Origin of the sequence: Sphingopyxis sp. PAMC25046 (assembly GCF_004795895.1) — a bacterium.
In the GTDB taxonomy this organism is placed as follows: domain Bacteria; phylum Pseudomonadota; class Alphaproteobacteria; order Sphingomonadales; family Sphingomonadaceae; genus Sphingopyxis.
In genome coordinates this window covers 2,005,224-2,018,139 of the sequence record NZ_CP039250.1, presented here as the reverse complement: position 1 = coordinate 2,018,139, position 12,916 = coordinate 2,005,224, and the positions used below count along the sequence as shown (strand labels likewise).

16 protein-coding genes are annotated in these 12,916 nt (G+C 61.0%); 6 read left to right on the top strand and 10 right to left on the bottom strand.

Features of this window, described 5'->3' with window-relative positions:
- Positions 1-295 precede the first annotated feature (295 nt).
- From E5675_RS09480 to E5675_RS09465, 4 genes are read left to right on the top strand one after another with little or no spacing between them, the layout of a single operon-like run.
- Positions 296-940, top strand: a complete 645-nt coding sequence (locus tag E5675_RS09480; protein WP_007011047.1) for a S24 family peptidase — start codon at positions 296-298, stop codon at positions 938-940.
- An 11-nt stretch (positions 941-951) separates the two neighbouring features.
- On the top strand, positions 952-1,377 hold the full coding sequence (locus tag E5675_RS21740) for a hypothetical protein (protein WP_136174298.1): 426 nt from the start codon (positions 952-954) through the stop codon (positions 1,375-1,377).
- The gene (locus E5675_RS21735; protein ID WP_136174297.1) at positions 1,368-1,676 is read left to right on the top strand and encodes a DUF5818 domain-containing protein; all 309 of its coding nucleotides are present in this window, start codon (positions 1,368-1,370) and stop codon (positions 1,674-1,676) included. Before E5675_RS21740 ends, E5675_RS21735 begins: the two co-directional genes overlap by 10 nt.
- On the top strand, positions 1,676-1,873 hold the full coding sequence (locus E5675_RS09465; RefSeq protein ID WP_103729568.1) for a hypothetical protein: 198 nt from the start codon (positions 1,676-1,678) through the stop codon (positions 1,871-1,873). The genes E5675_RS21735 and E5675_RS09465 overlap by 1 nt, the downstream gene beginning before the upstream one ends.
- Before the next feature lie 33 nt (positions 1,874-1,906).
- On the opposite strand, the gene E5675_RS09460 is transcribed toward E5675_RS09465, so the two are convergent.
- The 4 genes from E5675_RS09460 to E5675_RS09445 form a co-directional block, all read right to left on the bottom strand.
- Entirely contained in the window at positions 1,907-2,146 is a 240-nt protein-coding gene (locus E5675_RS09460; protein WP_136176403.1) for a hypothetical protein, read from the bottom strand.
- 72 nt (positions 2,147-2,218) lie between these two features.
- Positions 2,219-5,155: a MobF family relaxase gene (mobF, locus tag E5675_RS09455; RefSeq protein ID WP_136174296.1), complete on the bottom strand. Its 2,937-nt coding sequence runs from the start codon at positions 5,153-5,155 to the stop codon at positions 2,219-2,221.
- A 37-nt stretch (positions 5,156-5,192) separates the two neighbouring features.
- The gene (locus E5675_RS09450; RefSeq protein WP_136174295.1) at positions 5,193-7,577 is read right to left on the bottom strand and encodes a type IV secretion system DNA-binding domain-containing protein; all 2,385 of its coding nucleotides are present in this window, start codon (positions 7,575-7,577) and stop codon (positions 5,193-5,195) included.
- Positions 7,567-7,899, bottom strand: coding sequence for a ribbon-helix-helix protein, CopG family (locus tag E5675_RS09445; protein ID WP_062902927.1), 333 nt, complete (start codon positions 7,897-7,899; stop codon positions 7,567-7,569). The genes E5675_RS09450 and E5675_RS09445 overlap by 11 nt, the downstream gene beginning before the upstream one ends.
- A 441-nt stretch (positions 7,900-8,340) precedes the next feature.
- On the opposite strand from E5675_RS09445, the gene E5675_RS21980 reads away from it, so the two are divergent.
- The gene (locus tag E5675_RS21980; RefSeq protein ID WP_054729007.1) at positions 8,341-8,535 is read left to right on the top strand and encodes a hypothetical protein; all 195 of its coding nucleotides are present in this window, start codon (positions 8,341-8,343) and stop codon (positions 8,533-8,535) included.
- A gap of 102 nt (positions 8,536-8,637) precedes the next feature.
- Here E5675_RS21980 and E5675_RS09435 read toward each other — a convergent pair whose 3' ends face one another.
- Positions 8,638-8,874: a hypothetical protein gene (locus tag E5675_RS09435; protein ID WP_013832744.1), complete on the bottom strand. Its 237-nt coding sequence runs from the start codon at positions 8,872-8,874 to the stop codon at positions 8,638-8,640.
- Between the two features lie 272 nt (positions 8,875-9,146).
- On the opposite strand from E5675_RS09435, the gene E5675_RS09430 reads away from it, so the two are divergent.
- Positions 9,147-9,431 (top strand): DUF6437 family protein, encoded by a 285-nt coding sequence (locus E5675_RS09430; protein ID WP_239987412.1) that lies wholly within the window; start codon positions 9,147-9,149, stop codon positions 9,429-9,431.
- Between the two features lie 118 nt (positions 9,432-9,549).
- Here E5675_RS09430 and E5675_RS09425 read toward each other — a convergent pair whose 3' ends face one another.
- The 5 genes from E5675_RS09425 to E5675_RS09405 all read right to left on the bottom strand — a co-directional run bounded on the left by E5675_RS09425 (position 9,550) and on the right by E5675_RS09405 (position 12,910).
- Entirely contained in the window at positions 9,550-9,939 is a 390-nt protein-coding gene (locus tag E5675_RS09425) for a single-stranded DNA-binding protein (protein ID WP_136174294.1), read from the bottom strand.
- 300 nt (positions 9,940-10,239) lie between these two features.
- Positions 10,240-10,668, bottom strand: coding sequence for a hypothetical protein (locus tag E5675_RS09420; RefSeq protein ID WP_103729560.1), 429 nt, complete (start codon positions 10,666-10,668; stop codon positions 10,240-10,242).
- 10 nt (positions 10,669-10,678) lie between these two features.
- Positions 10,679-11,116 carry a DUF6878 family protein gene (locus tag E5675_RS09415; protein WP_136174293.1) on the bottom strand — a complete coding sequence of 146 codons (438 nt, stop codon included), beginning with the start codon at positions 11,114-11,116 and terminating at the stop codon, positions 10,679-10,681.
- Positions 11,117-11,233: 117 nt separating this feature from the next.
- Complete coding sequence (locus E5675_RS09410; protein WP_136174292.1) at positions 11,234-12,187, bottom strand: DUF2493 domain-containing protein; 954 nt, start codon at positions 12,185-12,187, stop codon at positions 11,234-11,236.
- A gap of 300 nt (positions 12,188-12,487) precedes the next feature.
- The gene (locus E5675_RS09405; protein ID WP_136174291.1) at positions 12,488-12,910 is read right to left on the bottom strand and encodes a hypothetical protein; all 423 of its coding nucleotides are present in this window, start codon (positions 12,908-12,910) and stop codon (positions 12,488-12,490) included.
- Between the last annotated feature and the right edge of the window lie 6 nt (positions 12,911-12,916).

The window sequence follows — 12,916 nt, the reverse complement described above, 5'->3', positions numbered from 1 at the left end:
GCGCGTGGACGCAACTCCCTCTGTAGACGCGAGAAAATTAAGGACACGTTGCGTTGTCTTGCGCCTGGGTCGACGCCCTTCGCGCATATCCTGCACGAAACGGGGGTCCCCGACGGCCTGCCTACCAAACATGCTGGCCTTCGTACCGCTTCGCGCCAAATAGCCCTCGATCTGGTCCAGGAGCTCCATCGCCTTCGACTCGCTTTCCGCTTGTGTTCTTGATATGTTCTTATTAGGAAGACTTCCTAGAGTCTAGGATCGAATTTCCTAGACGGATGCGATAGGACCCGCAGCGATGGAAGATGCACGCAAAGCCCTGGACGATCTGATCCAGCAACGAGGCTGTAATTACTCCTCGATTTCTCGCCTTCTCGGACGCAACGCGGCCTATATCCAGCAATACATCCGCCGCGGCAGCCCCCGCCAACTGGACGAGCAGGACCGCTCCGTGCTCGCCCGCTTCTTCGGAGTAGACGAGAAGATCCTCGGTGCGCCCGAACGGCGATCCGGCCCGGTCGTCGAACTGGTCCATGTCCCGGTTCTTGATGTCGAAGCCTCGGCGGGGCACGGCGCTTTGGCCGAAATGGAATCCAAATGCGCCCAGTTCGGGTTCGACGAGAAGTGGCTGCGCCGTCTGACCGCAAGCAAGGCGACGAGCCTTTCGATCATCGCCGTGCACGGGGATTCGATGGAGCCAACGCTGCATGACGGCGATGAAGTCATGGTCGATCTCAACGATGGACAGTCGCGGCTGCGCGACGGGATCTATGTGCTGCGCATGGACGACATGCTCAGCGTCAAGCGGGTCGCAATCGAGCCGCAAGGCAAGCGGGTCTCGGTCCTCAGCGACAATCCGGCCTATCCCAGTTGGCGCGGACTGGAGAAGCGGACGATCAATATTGTCGGCCGCGTGCTTTGGTTCGGCCGCGCGCTTCGCTAGGTAGCTCGCCAATGCTTGCCCTCCTCGCTGCCTCGATCGTCGCTGCCGGCCAGACCTTTACCTGCACACCCACGCATGTGTGGGATGGCGACGGGCCCATATGGTGCGCCGAAGGCCCCCATGTCCGCATCGCCGGGATCGCCGCGCGCGAAATGGACGGAACATGCCGGACCAACCAGCCCTGCCCCGACGCGTCGGCTACCGAAGCGCGCGACGCGCTCGTCGATCTTCTTGGCGGCCCTCGAGGGACCATCTCGACAGGGCACGTCGTGGTTCTTGGACCGAGATTGACATGCCGGTCGGAAGGTTCGGCAGGCGGCAACCGGACGGCTGCCTGGTGCCGACTGCCGAACGGAGCCGATCTCTCCTGCTCGATGATCCAGACACGCACAGTGCTGCGTTGGGATCGCTACTGGAAAGGGCCTGCATGCCGCTAGGCCCGGAACTCCGTCTGACAGGCCGTCTTGCCGAAGGCCCCTTCGGACTTGAACTGCATTCGGGCGGCGGGGTGTGGGAGCTCGACGCCGGGCGTAGAGTACGCCGGTTGATCGGATGCGAAGTGGAAGTCTGCGGACGCCGCGCCGGGTTCAACGAGCTCATCTGCGATCAGATCTGGCCAGCAGGACAATCCCGCCCTCCTCGCTCCAAATTCAATATTGAACTGCTCCTCGCCAGCAGTGTCGTGGGCTACGGTTTGATCGCGTTCTTACTCGGCCTTGTTGGACGTCTCGGCTGATGTTGAGCGATTGGGAACTCTGGGCTTGTGCCAACCAGGTCCTGAAAACCCATGGTGAGAATGCACCGCTTCATGTCGCCGAGCAGATCGGCGCGCTCGCGCTGGCACAGGACGAGGCGGGCATCGCCACCTGGAAAGCCATCGCCAAACGCGTGGCAGAGCTGATGGGCAAGGATCGCCCGACGCGCCTGCAATAAGCCAGTATTACCTCAGCCACATCTCAATGCTGGTCAGCCCATCGGCGAGAGATCGCCTGGAAAGAGAGTGGGCTGCGAGCTCCTGCTGGCATTCCCCTCGCCTTCGATCTCCAAACCCTGCATGCGTTCAACCAGATGGCGCGCGAGATCGACACGAGCATTGCGCTGGGTTCGCGGGTCGTCAGCACCGAGCCCGACAAGCGTTGCTTCGGACGCGATGGCAATCGCGACTTCGATATGCGTGAGCAGGATTTCATCGGCGATTCGGGACATGGTCGCCATGAGAACAAAAACAGAACTAACAGTCAACCGGTGCCATATGAACCCATGCGGATAGCCGCTGCGTCAGATCCCGATTTCGAAGGGCTTGGTGATCGAGCGATCGAGTTCTGGCGGCTCGCGAGCCGGTTCTTGCGAACGATCAGGCGCCTTGCCCTTAGCCTGGCCCGTTGCTGCCGCATCGCGCAGCTGATTGACCGTTTCGAGCGCCGAGCGTTTCATTCCCGGATTGCGCTCAACTGCTGATTCGAGCTTGCCCGCATTGTCAACAAACAGGGTCAGACCATCGCGCAGGCGGGTTATCGTCACGAGAAATGTCTGCTGGTTGGCAAGATTGCGTTCGCGGCTGTCCATGACGGCAATCCCGCGGTCGGATGTCAGACCCTGCGCCATGTGCGCATTGAGCGCGTAGGCGAGATCGAGACGCTCGAGCATGGGGTCGCCCAGCCCCAGCAGGTGTTCGGCGCCAAGCGACGTTTTCACTGTGACACCCTTCGGATCAACCGCCACGATGCGCGCCTGATCGGCGTTGAGCAGGCCGCGCTTATGATCGGTCGCCGTCCAGCGGATGCGGTCACCATCGTGAATTTCTAGTGGGCGAACCTCAAACAGACGCAGCGGATCCTGCTCACCTTGCGGTCGCATCTGGCCCGGCCGGAATTCAAAGCGCTTGCCCCGCTCGTTCTGCAGCATCACGCGTTCGCGGGAGGGATCGGTCGCGATCACCTCATAGCGCCCTCTCTGAAGGCCCTGCCCCCGTTGCCGGCGGTCGACTTCGAGCACCATGCCGGCCGCATAGCTGCGCGAATAGCGCATTTCCTCACGCGTCAGGTTGACCCGCGACAGCACAGTGAGACCCATGGAACCCGGTCCCAATTCTCCATTGGCCTTGAGCCCGGTCTGGACTGCTTCATTCACCTGTCCGCGCAAATTGCGACCCGACGCATAGATCGCGGTCACCTCACGCTCAGCAGGCGAAAGCGATAGCCAGGCCGCCGCGGCGTCGATGGTAGCTGTATCACCTGAAGCGACGATATGCGGACCGAGATGCCGCAAGGCCTCGTCGATATGTCCGCCCTGCGCTGCATATTGAGCATCGCGCAGCGCCTTATCGCGGGCCCGGAGATTTGTGTTCATGGTGGCCGTTTCGACGCCTGCCTTCTGCATGACGTCGAAGGGTTTGCCCGCATCGACAGCGCCCAATTGCTTCCTGTCGCCGATGCTGGCGAAGCGGTCGAGCTGAAGCAGATTGGCGAGGCGCACGAGCTTTTCCTTGTCGGCATTGCCGACCATCGAGGCTTCGTCGAGCAGCACCGTGGTGCCGCGCAGAGACGCGCGAGCCTCGGCAAGCCTCGCCTGGTCCGCTCCTTCCAGAAGGCCTTGATGTTGGCGTATAAAGCGCGCGACCGTCATCGAGGGAATGCCGGTGTCACGTTCAAGCATCTGCACGAGCGTGTTCTGGACTGCGAGCCCGAGCACAGACCTGCCTTCCTCGCGCAAGATGTCGGCAACGGGTTTGAGGACGGTACTCTTGCCGGCGCCAGCTACGCCTTGAATAGCGACAATTCGGTTATGCGAAGCGAGAAGCAGGCGCCCTGCCCCCTCCTGCCCAGGGTTCAAGGTCAGGCCATATTTGAGCTGAGTGAGCGCCTGTAGCCGCCCTCCGGCCACATCAGCTTCGACCACCGCAGTCCCATGTCCCCGGCCACCTTCGACGGCCGCAATGATGCGCTGCTCGAGCCCGATTGCATCGCGGGTTGTGACAAGATTGCGATCTGCACCCTTGCCTTTTTGCAGGTGGCCCTGGCGAAGTAATTGGTCGACGCGGTGTTCGATATCGGCAAGAGTTGTGGGCAAGGCGAAGCCTAGCGCCGAGCGATATATCTCGGTCCGCGAGAAGGCCGCCTCGCGCTCGCCCAAGTGCCTGATCGCCGATGCGACCGCATGAACGGCCGCGATCTGCTCGGGCGTCCGGCGCCCCATGTCGCGAGGCACAAGCGGGTCGCCCTGACGTAGCCCCAGACGCTCCGCAAAGGTCGCAGCCAAAAGGCGCGCCCGGTGACTGATCGATCGCACCGAATTTCCAATTCCGGAGACAGAGCCAATGTCGGTGGCGGCCCGTGCATTGGCCTGTGAAATGACAAGTCTCGGATCAAAGCCCAACTGTGCTGCTGCCTCGCGCCATTGGTTCACGAGAGCCTGGCGGTCTGCCACCGGCCCTTTGTCCGCCCGGGTCATCAGATTGGCCGCATTGCGCGCCGCGAGCCCTTTGCCTTCCATCGTCGAAAGCTTGTCGAGGATCTCGGCGCGGCGCGAACTGAAGGCATCACGAACGGGTTTAGGGACGCCCACTGCTTCAAAGTTGCCATGCTTGCCGTATTCCCCAACCTGGTAGCCGAGCTTTTCTACGGCTAAGCGGAAGCGCGCCATGGTCATGGCATTGAGCAGCGTGTTGTGCTCCCAAATCTTGTCATTTCTCAGCGCTCGCCATTTGCCATCGGGACCCTGGGTTACATTGGCAACCACGGCGTGAAAGTGCGCGTTTGGCTCCTGGTTACGGTTTGTATCGTGCTGGAAAAGCCCGATCACGAGATTGCGCGTCGCGACCACCCGTTCCTTGCCTCGGACTTCCATGCGGGTTTCGGCGAGATTCTTCTCGGCCCAGGCCAACGTCTCGCGGACGGCCGCGCCATAGGCATCGAGGATACGCCTGTCTCCGCCGACGAGGGCAAGGATGGACCAACTCTTGGGCATCGAAAATGTAAGATCGGTGCCGGCGCGATGGGCTCTGTTATCGCTCCCGACACGGCTGCCATCGGGCAGTATGCCCTTGAGTACTGCCTCGAACTGCGAGGCTTGGATAACGCCTCGCAGTCCAAGCGTTTCCGCCCCCTTGCCAAGCCATTGACCAGATCTCTCGGCATCGGCGCGGGTGTAGTAATTGTCGGCGGCAAAGTAGTTAGCAGCGCCGCCAGCAGTACGGACATTGGCTACAGAGAGCATCAGGTCTCACTCCGCCAGGCGGCGTCTGCCTCGTGCGTCACAGTTCAAAATCGCCGAGATCGGGGCCCTCGTGCGATGGCTGATCCTGCTCGGGAACGCCGTCTTCAAGCATGAGCTTGCGGGCTTCTGCCTCTCGCTGGCGCTGGGCTGTCCGGTCGACAGCTTGCGGCTTATCCGAGGGCGGATTGGCCCGCGGCAAGTCGCTTCGGCGTCCCTCCTTCACGCCATTCGATGGATCCTTCTCATCGGGATGATCGCCTTTGCGGAGCGCCGCATTCGTCGGCAGCAGCGGACGGGAGTTACGCGGCATTGCTTTGCGCTCGTCGGGCGACGATTTTCGCGGATGACCGGACTTACCTGACACCTTCCTGGTGTCGTCGGGAATGTCCTTCTCTACCCGTTTCGCGGCCTGCTGGCGTGATCGCCTGGCATCCGCCTCGACTACCGGCTCAAGCGGAAGGGTACCTTGCTTTGGGACGACAGGCTTGCCTGCTCCGTCGTCGTTCGACGAGGGATGTTCGCTCTGATTTGCTGGCGGATTGGTATCTGTCACGCCGCCTTTACTCTTGCCTTCGACTTGCCGGATCGGCTGTCGATCCTTGGCCCGACCGACGAAAACGTGTGCAATTCTTTCCCGGTCTATCGGCTTCAGACGGACCGGCGCTGCAGGAAAGCCGTCGGGGAATTTGATGAAGCCTGACAGGCGCGGCAGGTTCATCAACTGGTCGGGCAGCAGCAAAGGCTCGATATGCTTGCGCGGCGTCAGGCTGACGGCGTCGCGAGCATTGTTGTAGCCATAGGTGTAGCCCTCTTCCATGTCGCGAACCTGGCGATGACCGATGAAGTCGGAACACCAGGTAGCTGTCTCGCGGTCTGCCGTACCGAGGATCAATTTGGTCCGGGCAAGCGATGCAAGCGTCATCGCCATGTTCTCACCGTAGACCTCCTTGAGCTTGGCGTAGGCATGGATGCCGGTGACGATTGCGCCGCCGAAATTGCGCGCTGTCTGCAGGCCTTTCTCGAGAGCGGGGAGCCGGTGAAGCGCGCCCAGCTCGTCGATGAAGAACCAGCATTTGAGGTCCTTGGTGCGAGGCATCGTCATCAGCGTGTTCATCGCCGTATCGAGCCACAACGTGAGCAGCTGCGCGCACACGCTCATGTCGACGTAGCGCGCCGAGATGAAGACCATCGAGCCACTTCTTTTGGCGTTAGTGCCCTCGTCGTCATGGGCGCCCTCCTCGATCCAGTCGCGGACCGAAAAGCGGCGCCCGGAAGTGGGCAGGAGCTTCAGCGCCTTGGCGTTCACGTTGAACACTGCCCGGATCGATTCCGCCATGCGCGCGGCTTCAGGAGCAGTCAGGGGATCAGCGATCGTGCCTCGCATCATGGCGTGGACCCGCGAGAGATCAGCGGTCATCAGTTCGCGGGCAAGCGCAGCATTGGTGCCCCGTCCTTCAGCGACCAGTTTGAGGCAGAACTCGACGAATAGGGCACGCGCCGCGATGACCCAGAACTGCGCCTCCCCGCCCCCGTCATGGGGTACGAGGGCTTCCGCTGCCGCCCAGAATTCACCTTCGGTGCGGCATTCGTCGAAGAGGCTCCATTGGGGACAGCGCGCGTCGAGCGGGTTCAGAATTATGTCCCGGTCGGCCTGGTAGAAGTGTTCGATGAAAGCGCCGGTGAGGTCGAAGACGACGCAGCGCTGTCCCTTGGCGCGGGCTTCGGCAATCATGTCCGACATGGCGACTGTCTTGCCCATGCCGGTGGTCCCGATGAGCATGGCGTGGCTCTGTTCGAGCCGCCAAGGGTAAACAACCGTCGCAAGATGCGAGGGCCGGTAGGGAAATGCAGCAGACAGTTCTTTGGGCGAACACAGATGCCATTTCCAACCCATAGTGCTCGAAAGCTCACGGGCGCGCTCGCGCTGGTTGTGCCCGCGCAGCTCATCGACCAGTTCGGGTAGTGTCACGAGCATGGCCCCGCGCTCATGTTTGCGCTCTTTTGAACGACTGCCGAAGCGCGCTGCGAACCAGTAGAACAACACGAAGGCCGGCACGAGAAGCAAGGCCGAACGCACCAGAGCATCGCCCAGCAAGTCGAGCAGATGATCCCAGGCATTGATCACCGGCGGATAGGCATCGAGCATGATGATGGGGAGCTGGACGGTTCCTCCAAACCCCGTTTCGAGTGCGACCTGTTTGGCCGGGTCAAACTCCATGAAGCCGTAGATGGCAGCATAAATTCGCATCCAGACGAGGTAGGCTTCGTGATCGCTCAGCCCTGCCGAAATGGTCCACCAGCTAGTGCAGGAAATGCCGATGGCGGCGATGATCAGCGGCCCCTTGAGACCTGCTGCAAACATGAAGCTGAAGTGTCCGAGCAGCTGACTTCCGCGCGTGAAGTTGACGAGGTTACGCTTCATCGGAACCTCCCTCGCCGGCGTTTGCGGAGAGCCCCAGTTCCTTGCATTTGCGCGCGTAGGCTTGATGGGCTCGCTCACGCAGACTGTGATCGGCATGCCCTGCGAGAAGGGCATCAACGCCGACCATCGTGAACACTGATTGACGGCTGATGCGGTCGACCGATGTTTCGAGCTTGGATGCAAGATCGTCGTTTTCGCATGCCTGCGAAAGCAGCGACCGGATCCATTCGCTGACGCTTATATCGCGCCGCTTTGCTGCAGTACGAACCCGCTCAGCGAGCTCGACGGTGACATGTACCTGGAGAGATTTTGGCCGTGTCATGCACGGACTCCTTGTGGTCAGGAGCCCGGAACGCACTGCGAAAGGCGGTTATTGTCTAAATCAGAAACGAGAACATGTCAAGAACATGCGAGATGCGCAGGAATGCGCCCTTTCTGGCTGCCTTCAATCAACTTCGATTGGCGAATTGGCGACCATTCATTTCTGATTGAGAAGCAGCCATTTTTGCAAGAATCCATCAAAACCCTGTATTTATTCTCTTTTTTACTGCCCACCGCCTGCGATTTGTCGCGTACGGTGTGCTCTTCCGTCCCCAGCTTAGAGGGTAGGGTCCAGTGTCATGACCAGCACGGGATCGGCGGTTTTGAAGTCCCAAAACCAAAGGATGAATACCATGCCGCTCGATTGCCGATTGTGTTAAAGATCGATCGAGTCCGCCGGCAGGAAGAATGGTGTTGCGGGCACCCCACCAGGAGCATGGCTATGGCGGATGTAACACTGAGCGCGACGCCCAAAGGCAACGGATTCCAGGCAACCGTGACCTATTCGAGCGGCGTGTCGATCAGTTCAGCGGAAGCCTTTCCGACGAAGGCCGAGGCCATTTCAGCAGCGGCCATGAAGGTGCTCGACATGCCCGATCGGCTGGAGGAATTCGATGCGTCTAACGCCGAGGACTGATGCTGCACGGAATGCTCGCGCGATACCTCCGGGAGCGACAATCCAGGACCCGAGCAAAAAGAAAGGAGGAAGCCCTGACGGACTTCATCCTCGTGTGGGGCATCAGAATTCATCGCTCAGCTTTCCAGGCACTGTGTCGATAACCCGGTCCAGCATGGCCTTGGGCAGTGCGCCGTAATCGCCCTCATCGACCGCAATGTAACCTGCCTCACCATCGGTCAGGACATATTGGGTGAAGTAGCTGTGAAGGGACCGGGCATGAGCCTTGTCGAGTGCGGCAACGAAAGCTGCCTGATCTGCCTGGAATGAACCCTGCGCGATATTCAGTGAAGCGTACATGATCTTTCCTCCTGATGTTCGATGCGTCGCATCAGGAGCTGCGAGGATGTGGGTGACGGGCCGGGTCAGGGACCGCGCATGGCGCGGCCGCGAAGCGGCGATGGGGGAAACGATTTTTGCCGGGCTTGCCCGGTAAAAATGGTGGGGCCCCGTCGTCCTTGACGCGGCCCCAAAGCCCGCATCACACTTGGACTTTCTGCGAGAGAGACCTCTCCAACGTCAGCGTGAAAATCACTGGCATCGCGGCAAAAACCGTTTTCCTACATGGCCCCATGCTGGCACTGTCGCGCGTGGAGGGGACCAACGGCCAGCGAAAGGACAATCTGATGGCCAGGTCCAAACCGAGCGCGCGTAATGCGCTCAAGAAACTGCGTGAACAGCGCGACGAACTCGATGCACAGGAGGCCAGGCTCCGAGATGAAGCAGCCGGCGAACTGGGCAAGGTTCTTCTCGAATGCGGAGCCGAGACTATCGAACCTGCGCAATTGAAGCAGCTCATCCGCGCATCGCTCACCATCGGGATCGACGATGCTCTCAAGCGGCTCTCCCCCGCCTGACACTTCAACCGCGGCGGGGTGTGGGCTCGATGCCCCGCCCCGCCGTCCAAGCAGCGAGCACAAAAAAAGAGGCCCCGATGGCGCGAACCATCGGAGCCTTGTTATATGCGGGAGGAATTCAGTCCTCGTCGATGTCGGGCGCACCCTCATTGTTCGACGCCCGGCCTTTGGTGAGGAAGTCCACCTTGTCGGCGATGATCTCGCAGCCGTAACGCTTGGTGCCGTCCTGGTCTTCCCACTGCGTATAGTGGATGCGCCCGTCGACCGTCACGAGCTGGCCCTTGGTGCAGTACTTGGCGACGTTCTGGCCGAGCCCGTTGAAGCATGTCACGCGGTGGAATTCGCTGTCCTTGGCGGTGTAGCCGTTTTCGTCCTTGTAGGTCTTGCCGTCCTTGCGGGCGGGACGGTCGGTGACGACCGAGATCGAGGTGATGTTGGTGCCGCCTTGGGTAGTGCGGGTTTCGGGGTCGCGAGCGATGCGGCCAACGAGGATAACGAGATTGGTCATGGTCTTTCTCCTGATCGAGCATTCCGGGTCCATCCCGGCTGCAAACCCGACTAGGAAGCGGCCACGGCGAAGCGCACCGAAGGGAAACCTCGATCTGGTTCGGGTGGTGCGGGCAGCCGGGCGCAGCCCGGCAACTCGGCCGGACCTGATCGGGGTTGCGCGTCTCGACGGGGATGCTTCAGGAAAGGTTTGCTTACAGGCCGGGTTGGTCCCGAGTGCCTTGCAACAGGCCAAGCCATGACTTTTCGTATTATCGGGATGCGACGCACCCCCTGACCTCGCCTACCTTCTAAGGCGACATCATATCTCGACTACGGACGCTCCTCCCGAAGCGGACGAAAGACCCCCTGAAAACGCACCGCCAGCAGCAGTCTCAACAGTGCCAAGCGGTATAGGCTCGTCCAGACGGTGCCCCCGCAACATCCAGTCTTGGGGCGTGATTAGGCGCCCCCAATCCGCAAAGGAAGGAATCGTACCCAAGTCCTCGCGGACGTGCTGCTCGCCTACAAGGCGAACAGGCACGACACGGTTGTCGGCGTTGACGATGGTAGGCCCGAACAGCGTTTCGAGCATGAAAATGCCTTCGGCATGGTGCCGAAGGGCCCGGTGCCGCGGATCAGCAAAGATCGCCTTCGACTGGTCAAACCATTGGTGGAGCGGCAGGTAATCTTCCACCACCCCTCCCCATTTCCGGACTGACGATAGGGCGTGATAGTAGCAATGAGCCATCGCATCTCTCCTAGAGATCAGTCGAATGGTCGTCGGTCGCCGTGTAACGCAGCTGGCAGTCCAGAACGAAACTCGGCGTAGCCACGTCGATGACCAGTTCGCCGCAAGCACCATCATTGATTTCCCATCCGGGATGATGGCGTTCGAGAGCAAGGTAAGTCAGTTGCTCGAGGGCGGAATTGAGGCTCTGGTCGTCGCCTTCTCCAGCACAGTCGATCGTCACTTCGGGACACGGAACACTCGCCCCGCCGGCGTCAGAGAAGACGCATTCTTCGACCGCACCGCTGTCGCCGCACCCATCGAAACGGATTTCTACGCGGGCAATTTCGGCATTGCGCAGCGGGGCAATGATAGCTGCCTTGAGCCGTTGGATTTCACTTTGTGCCTGCGCCGCGCGCTCGGCCTGGCGGACAGCAAAATCCGCCATGATCGCCTGAAAATCAGTCATCAGATTTCTCCTGCAATGTGGGGGCAAGGACCGATCGTCTTGCCCACGATAACAGGCGATCTCTTTCCTCTGACGGCCTGCGCCAGCGCCGATGGCGCTGGCGCGATGCCGGACGTATCAGTCGGTATCCTGAGCCGCGCGCTTGGGAGAGGTTCCAAGCGGACCGCGGCGATCAACGACGGTAATCCGACGGGATTTGGCTTCGATGACGAGGCGCTCCAGGACCCCGTTTCCGGGAAAGGCGACGACATAACGGGGGTCAAGCGAGAGCATACGCTCGTTGCGCTTGAAGCCTGCGCGTGCCCCCAGGCGCATGTCGAGGGAGAAGCTGATTTGCGGGATGTTGCGTCGTTCCGCCCATGAAGATGCCAGACGGTCAACGCCCTTGGTATCACCGCCGTGGACAAGAACCATGTCAGGAACCCGGTCGTGAACCTTGTCCAGAGTAGCCCAGACGTTGTTGGCGAAAGTGAGAGCGTCCTGCTCGTTTGGATGGCGTGTGCGGCCACCGGCAAAGATCACCGGCGTACCTTCTGGCATGGCGGCGCGGCGCTTGGCTTCGGACCGGGCTCGGACGAACTCGCGGCCCTCGACAAGCGCGGAAGTCAGCATGGCGCTGTGATTGAAGCGCGAACTCGACACGGGCTTCCACGAGGAGCCGAATTCGTTGAGATAGAGGGCAGCGGCCACTTCGCGCATCTCTTCGAGAGCGATCATGGCCCCTTCGGCGCACTGCGCGCGCTCAACCTGGGTCTCGAGTTCATGGGTATGAATTTCGGATCCATCTGCAGTGGCGACGAGCGCTCGGACTTCGTCGGTTGCGCGGTCGACTGCGGTCGATTTGCGGGTCGCGGAACGGTGGAAGATGTTGACGAACGCCCAGCCTAGGTCCTCGGCATCGGCTTCCAGCGCAGTCCCAGAGACCATCGCAAAAAGATCGGACCAGACCGCTTCGAGAGTCTGAACGACCGCCTCGTGGACCGGAAAATCATTGGTGGAAACCGGGGCAGGACCAATCGAAAAACCGGAAAGATCGAGGCCGGCAAGTTGGTCAGAAAATGATGAGTGCATGGGTATTGTCCTCCTGACTGGTGTGAGGCTGACGCACCCGCTCATGGCTGCGCCAGCGAGAGCCCGTCAGGGCCAGCTTGAGGCAGTCTCCGCACCCGACAGGGGAAACCCGCTTGGGCAGGCTGGCGCGGGCAGGCCAACGGCCCACAGGGCCGGGCCAACTCGGGCCTGCGCAAGCCGGGTTGCGGCAGACTGGCGGCTGGCCCAGGGCCTTTCTCGCATGGCTTCAGGCCATGAGTGCAAAAGCAAGTTTCGTCAGGGAGGACAGGCACCTCGCCACGATCAAAGTGACTGGTGCATTCAGGCCACCCGTTTTGCGTAAACGCCCTCACCGTTCGACATGTGACCGAGGCAGACGAAGTCGCCGAACAACGCTTCAAAGCGCGAGGCGATCTGGGACAGCCAGCGCTGTGCTCTGGGCGATCTGGCCGTGCGCCAATCGGCATCCCAATAGGCGCCATCGTCACGCTCGACGATCCACACCGCAACCAGGCCGGCGTAAACCGACACGCCGAAATCTGCATAGGCATTGCGCATAAGGATGCGGTCTTCGCGGCCCCGCCAACCGTCGTGGGCGATCAGGGAAGGGAATGCCTGCCCTGCGCGCTCGCGCAGATCTTCGCGGAGCCACTCATATTCGAAGTCCCAGTCGTCGTCGTCTTCAACTTCGAGCACGGTGAAGGCGACAATGGCCCCGCTGGGGTAACTGACCGATCGGCCCATGACACC

What these genes read in the sequence shown, in the direction of transcription:
- E5675_RS09480 (WP_007011047.1), top strand. Translation starts at nt 296, where the DNA reads ATGGAAGATGCACGCAAAGCCCTGGACGATCTGATCCAGCAACGAGGC.
- E5675_RS21740 (WP_136174298.1), top strand. Translation starts at nt 952, where the DNA reads ATGCTTGCCCTCCTCGCTGCCTCGATCGTCGCTGCCGGCCAGACCTTT.
- E5675_RS21735 (WP_136174297.1), top strand. Translation starts at nt 1,368, where the DNA reads ATGCCGCTAGGCCCGGAACTCCGTCTGACAGGCCGTCTTGCCGAAGGC.
- E5675_RS09465 (WP_103729568.1), top strand. Translation starts at nt 1,676, where the DNA reads ATGTTGAGCGATTGGGAACTCTGGGCTTGTGCCAACCAGGTCCTGAAA.
- E5675_RS09460 (WP_136176403.1), bottom strand. Translation starts at nt 2,146, where the DNA reads ATGTCCCGAATCGCCGATGAAATCCTGCTCACGCATATCGAAGTCGCG.
- mobF (WP_136174296.1), bottom strand. Translation starts at nt 5,155, where the DNA reads ATGCTCTCTGTAGCCAATGTCCGTACTGCTGGCGGCGCTGCTAACTAC.
- E5675_RS09450 (WP_136174295.1), bottom strand. Translation starts at nt 7,577, where the DNA reads ATGAAGCGTAACCTCGTCAACTTCACGCGCGGAAGTCAGCTGCTCGGA.
- E5675_RS09445 (WP_062902927.1), bottom strand. Translation starts at nt 7,899, where the DNA reads ATGACACGGCCAAAATCTCTCCAGGTACATGTCACCGTCGAGCTCGCT.
- E5675_RS21980 (WP_054729007.1), top strand. Translation starts at nt 8,341, where the DNA reads ATGGCGGATGTAACACTGAGCGCGACGCCCAAAGGCAACGGATTCCAG.
- E5675_RS09435 (WP_013832744.1), bottom strand. Translation starts at nt 8,874, where the DNA reads ATGTACGCTTCACTGAATATCGCGCAGGGTTCATTCCAGGCAGATCAG.
- E5675_RS09430 (WP_239987412.1), top strand. Translation starts at nt 9,147, where the DNA reads ATGCTGGCACTGTCGCGCGTGGAGGGGACCAACGGCCAGCGAAAGGAC.
- E5675_RS09425 (WP_136174294.1), bottom strand. Translation starts at nt 9,939, where the DNA reads ATGACCAATCTCGTTATCCTCGTTGGCCGCATCGCTCGCGACCCCGAA.
- E5675_RS09420 (WP_103729560.1), bottom strand. Translation starts at nt 10,668, where the DNA reads ATGGCTCATTGCTACTATCACGCCCTATCGTCAGTCCGGAAATGGGGA.
- E5675_RS09415 (WP_136174293.1), bottom strand. Translation starts at nt 11,116, where the DNA reads ATGACTGATTTTCAGGCGATCATGGCGGATTTTGCTGTCCGCCAGGCC.
- E5675_RS09410 (WP_136174292.1), bottom strand. Translation starts at nt 12,187, where the DNA reads ATGCACTCATCATTTTCTGACCAACTTGCCGGCCTCGATCTTTCCGGT.
- E5675_RS09405 (WP_136174291.1), bottom strand. Translation starts at nt 12,910, where the DNA reads ATGGGCCGATCGGTCAGTTACCCCAGCGGGGCCATTGTCGCCTTCACC.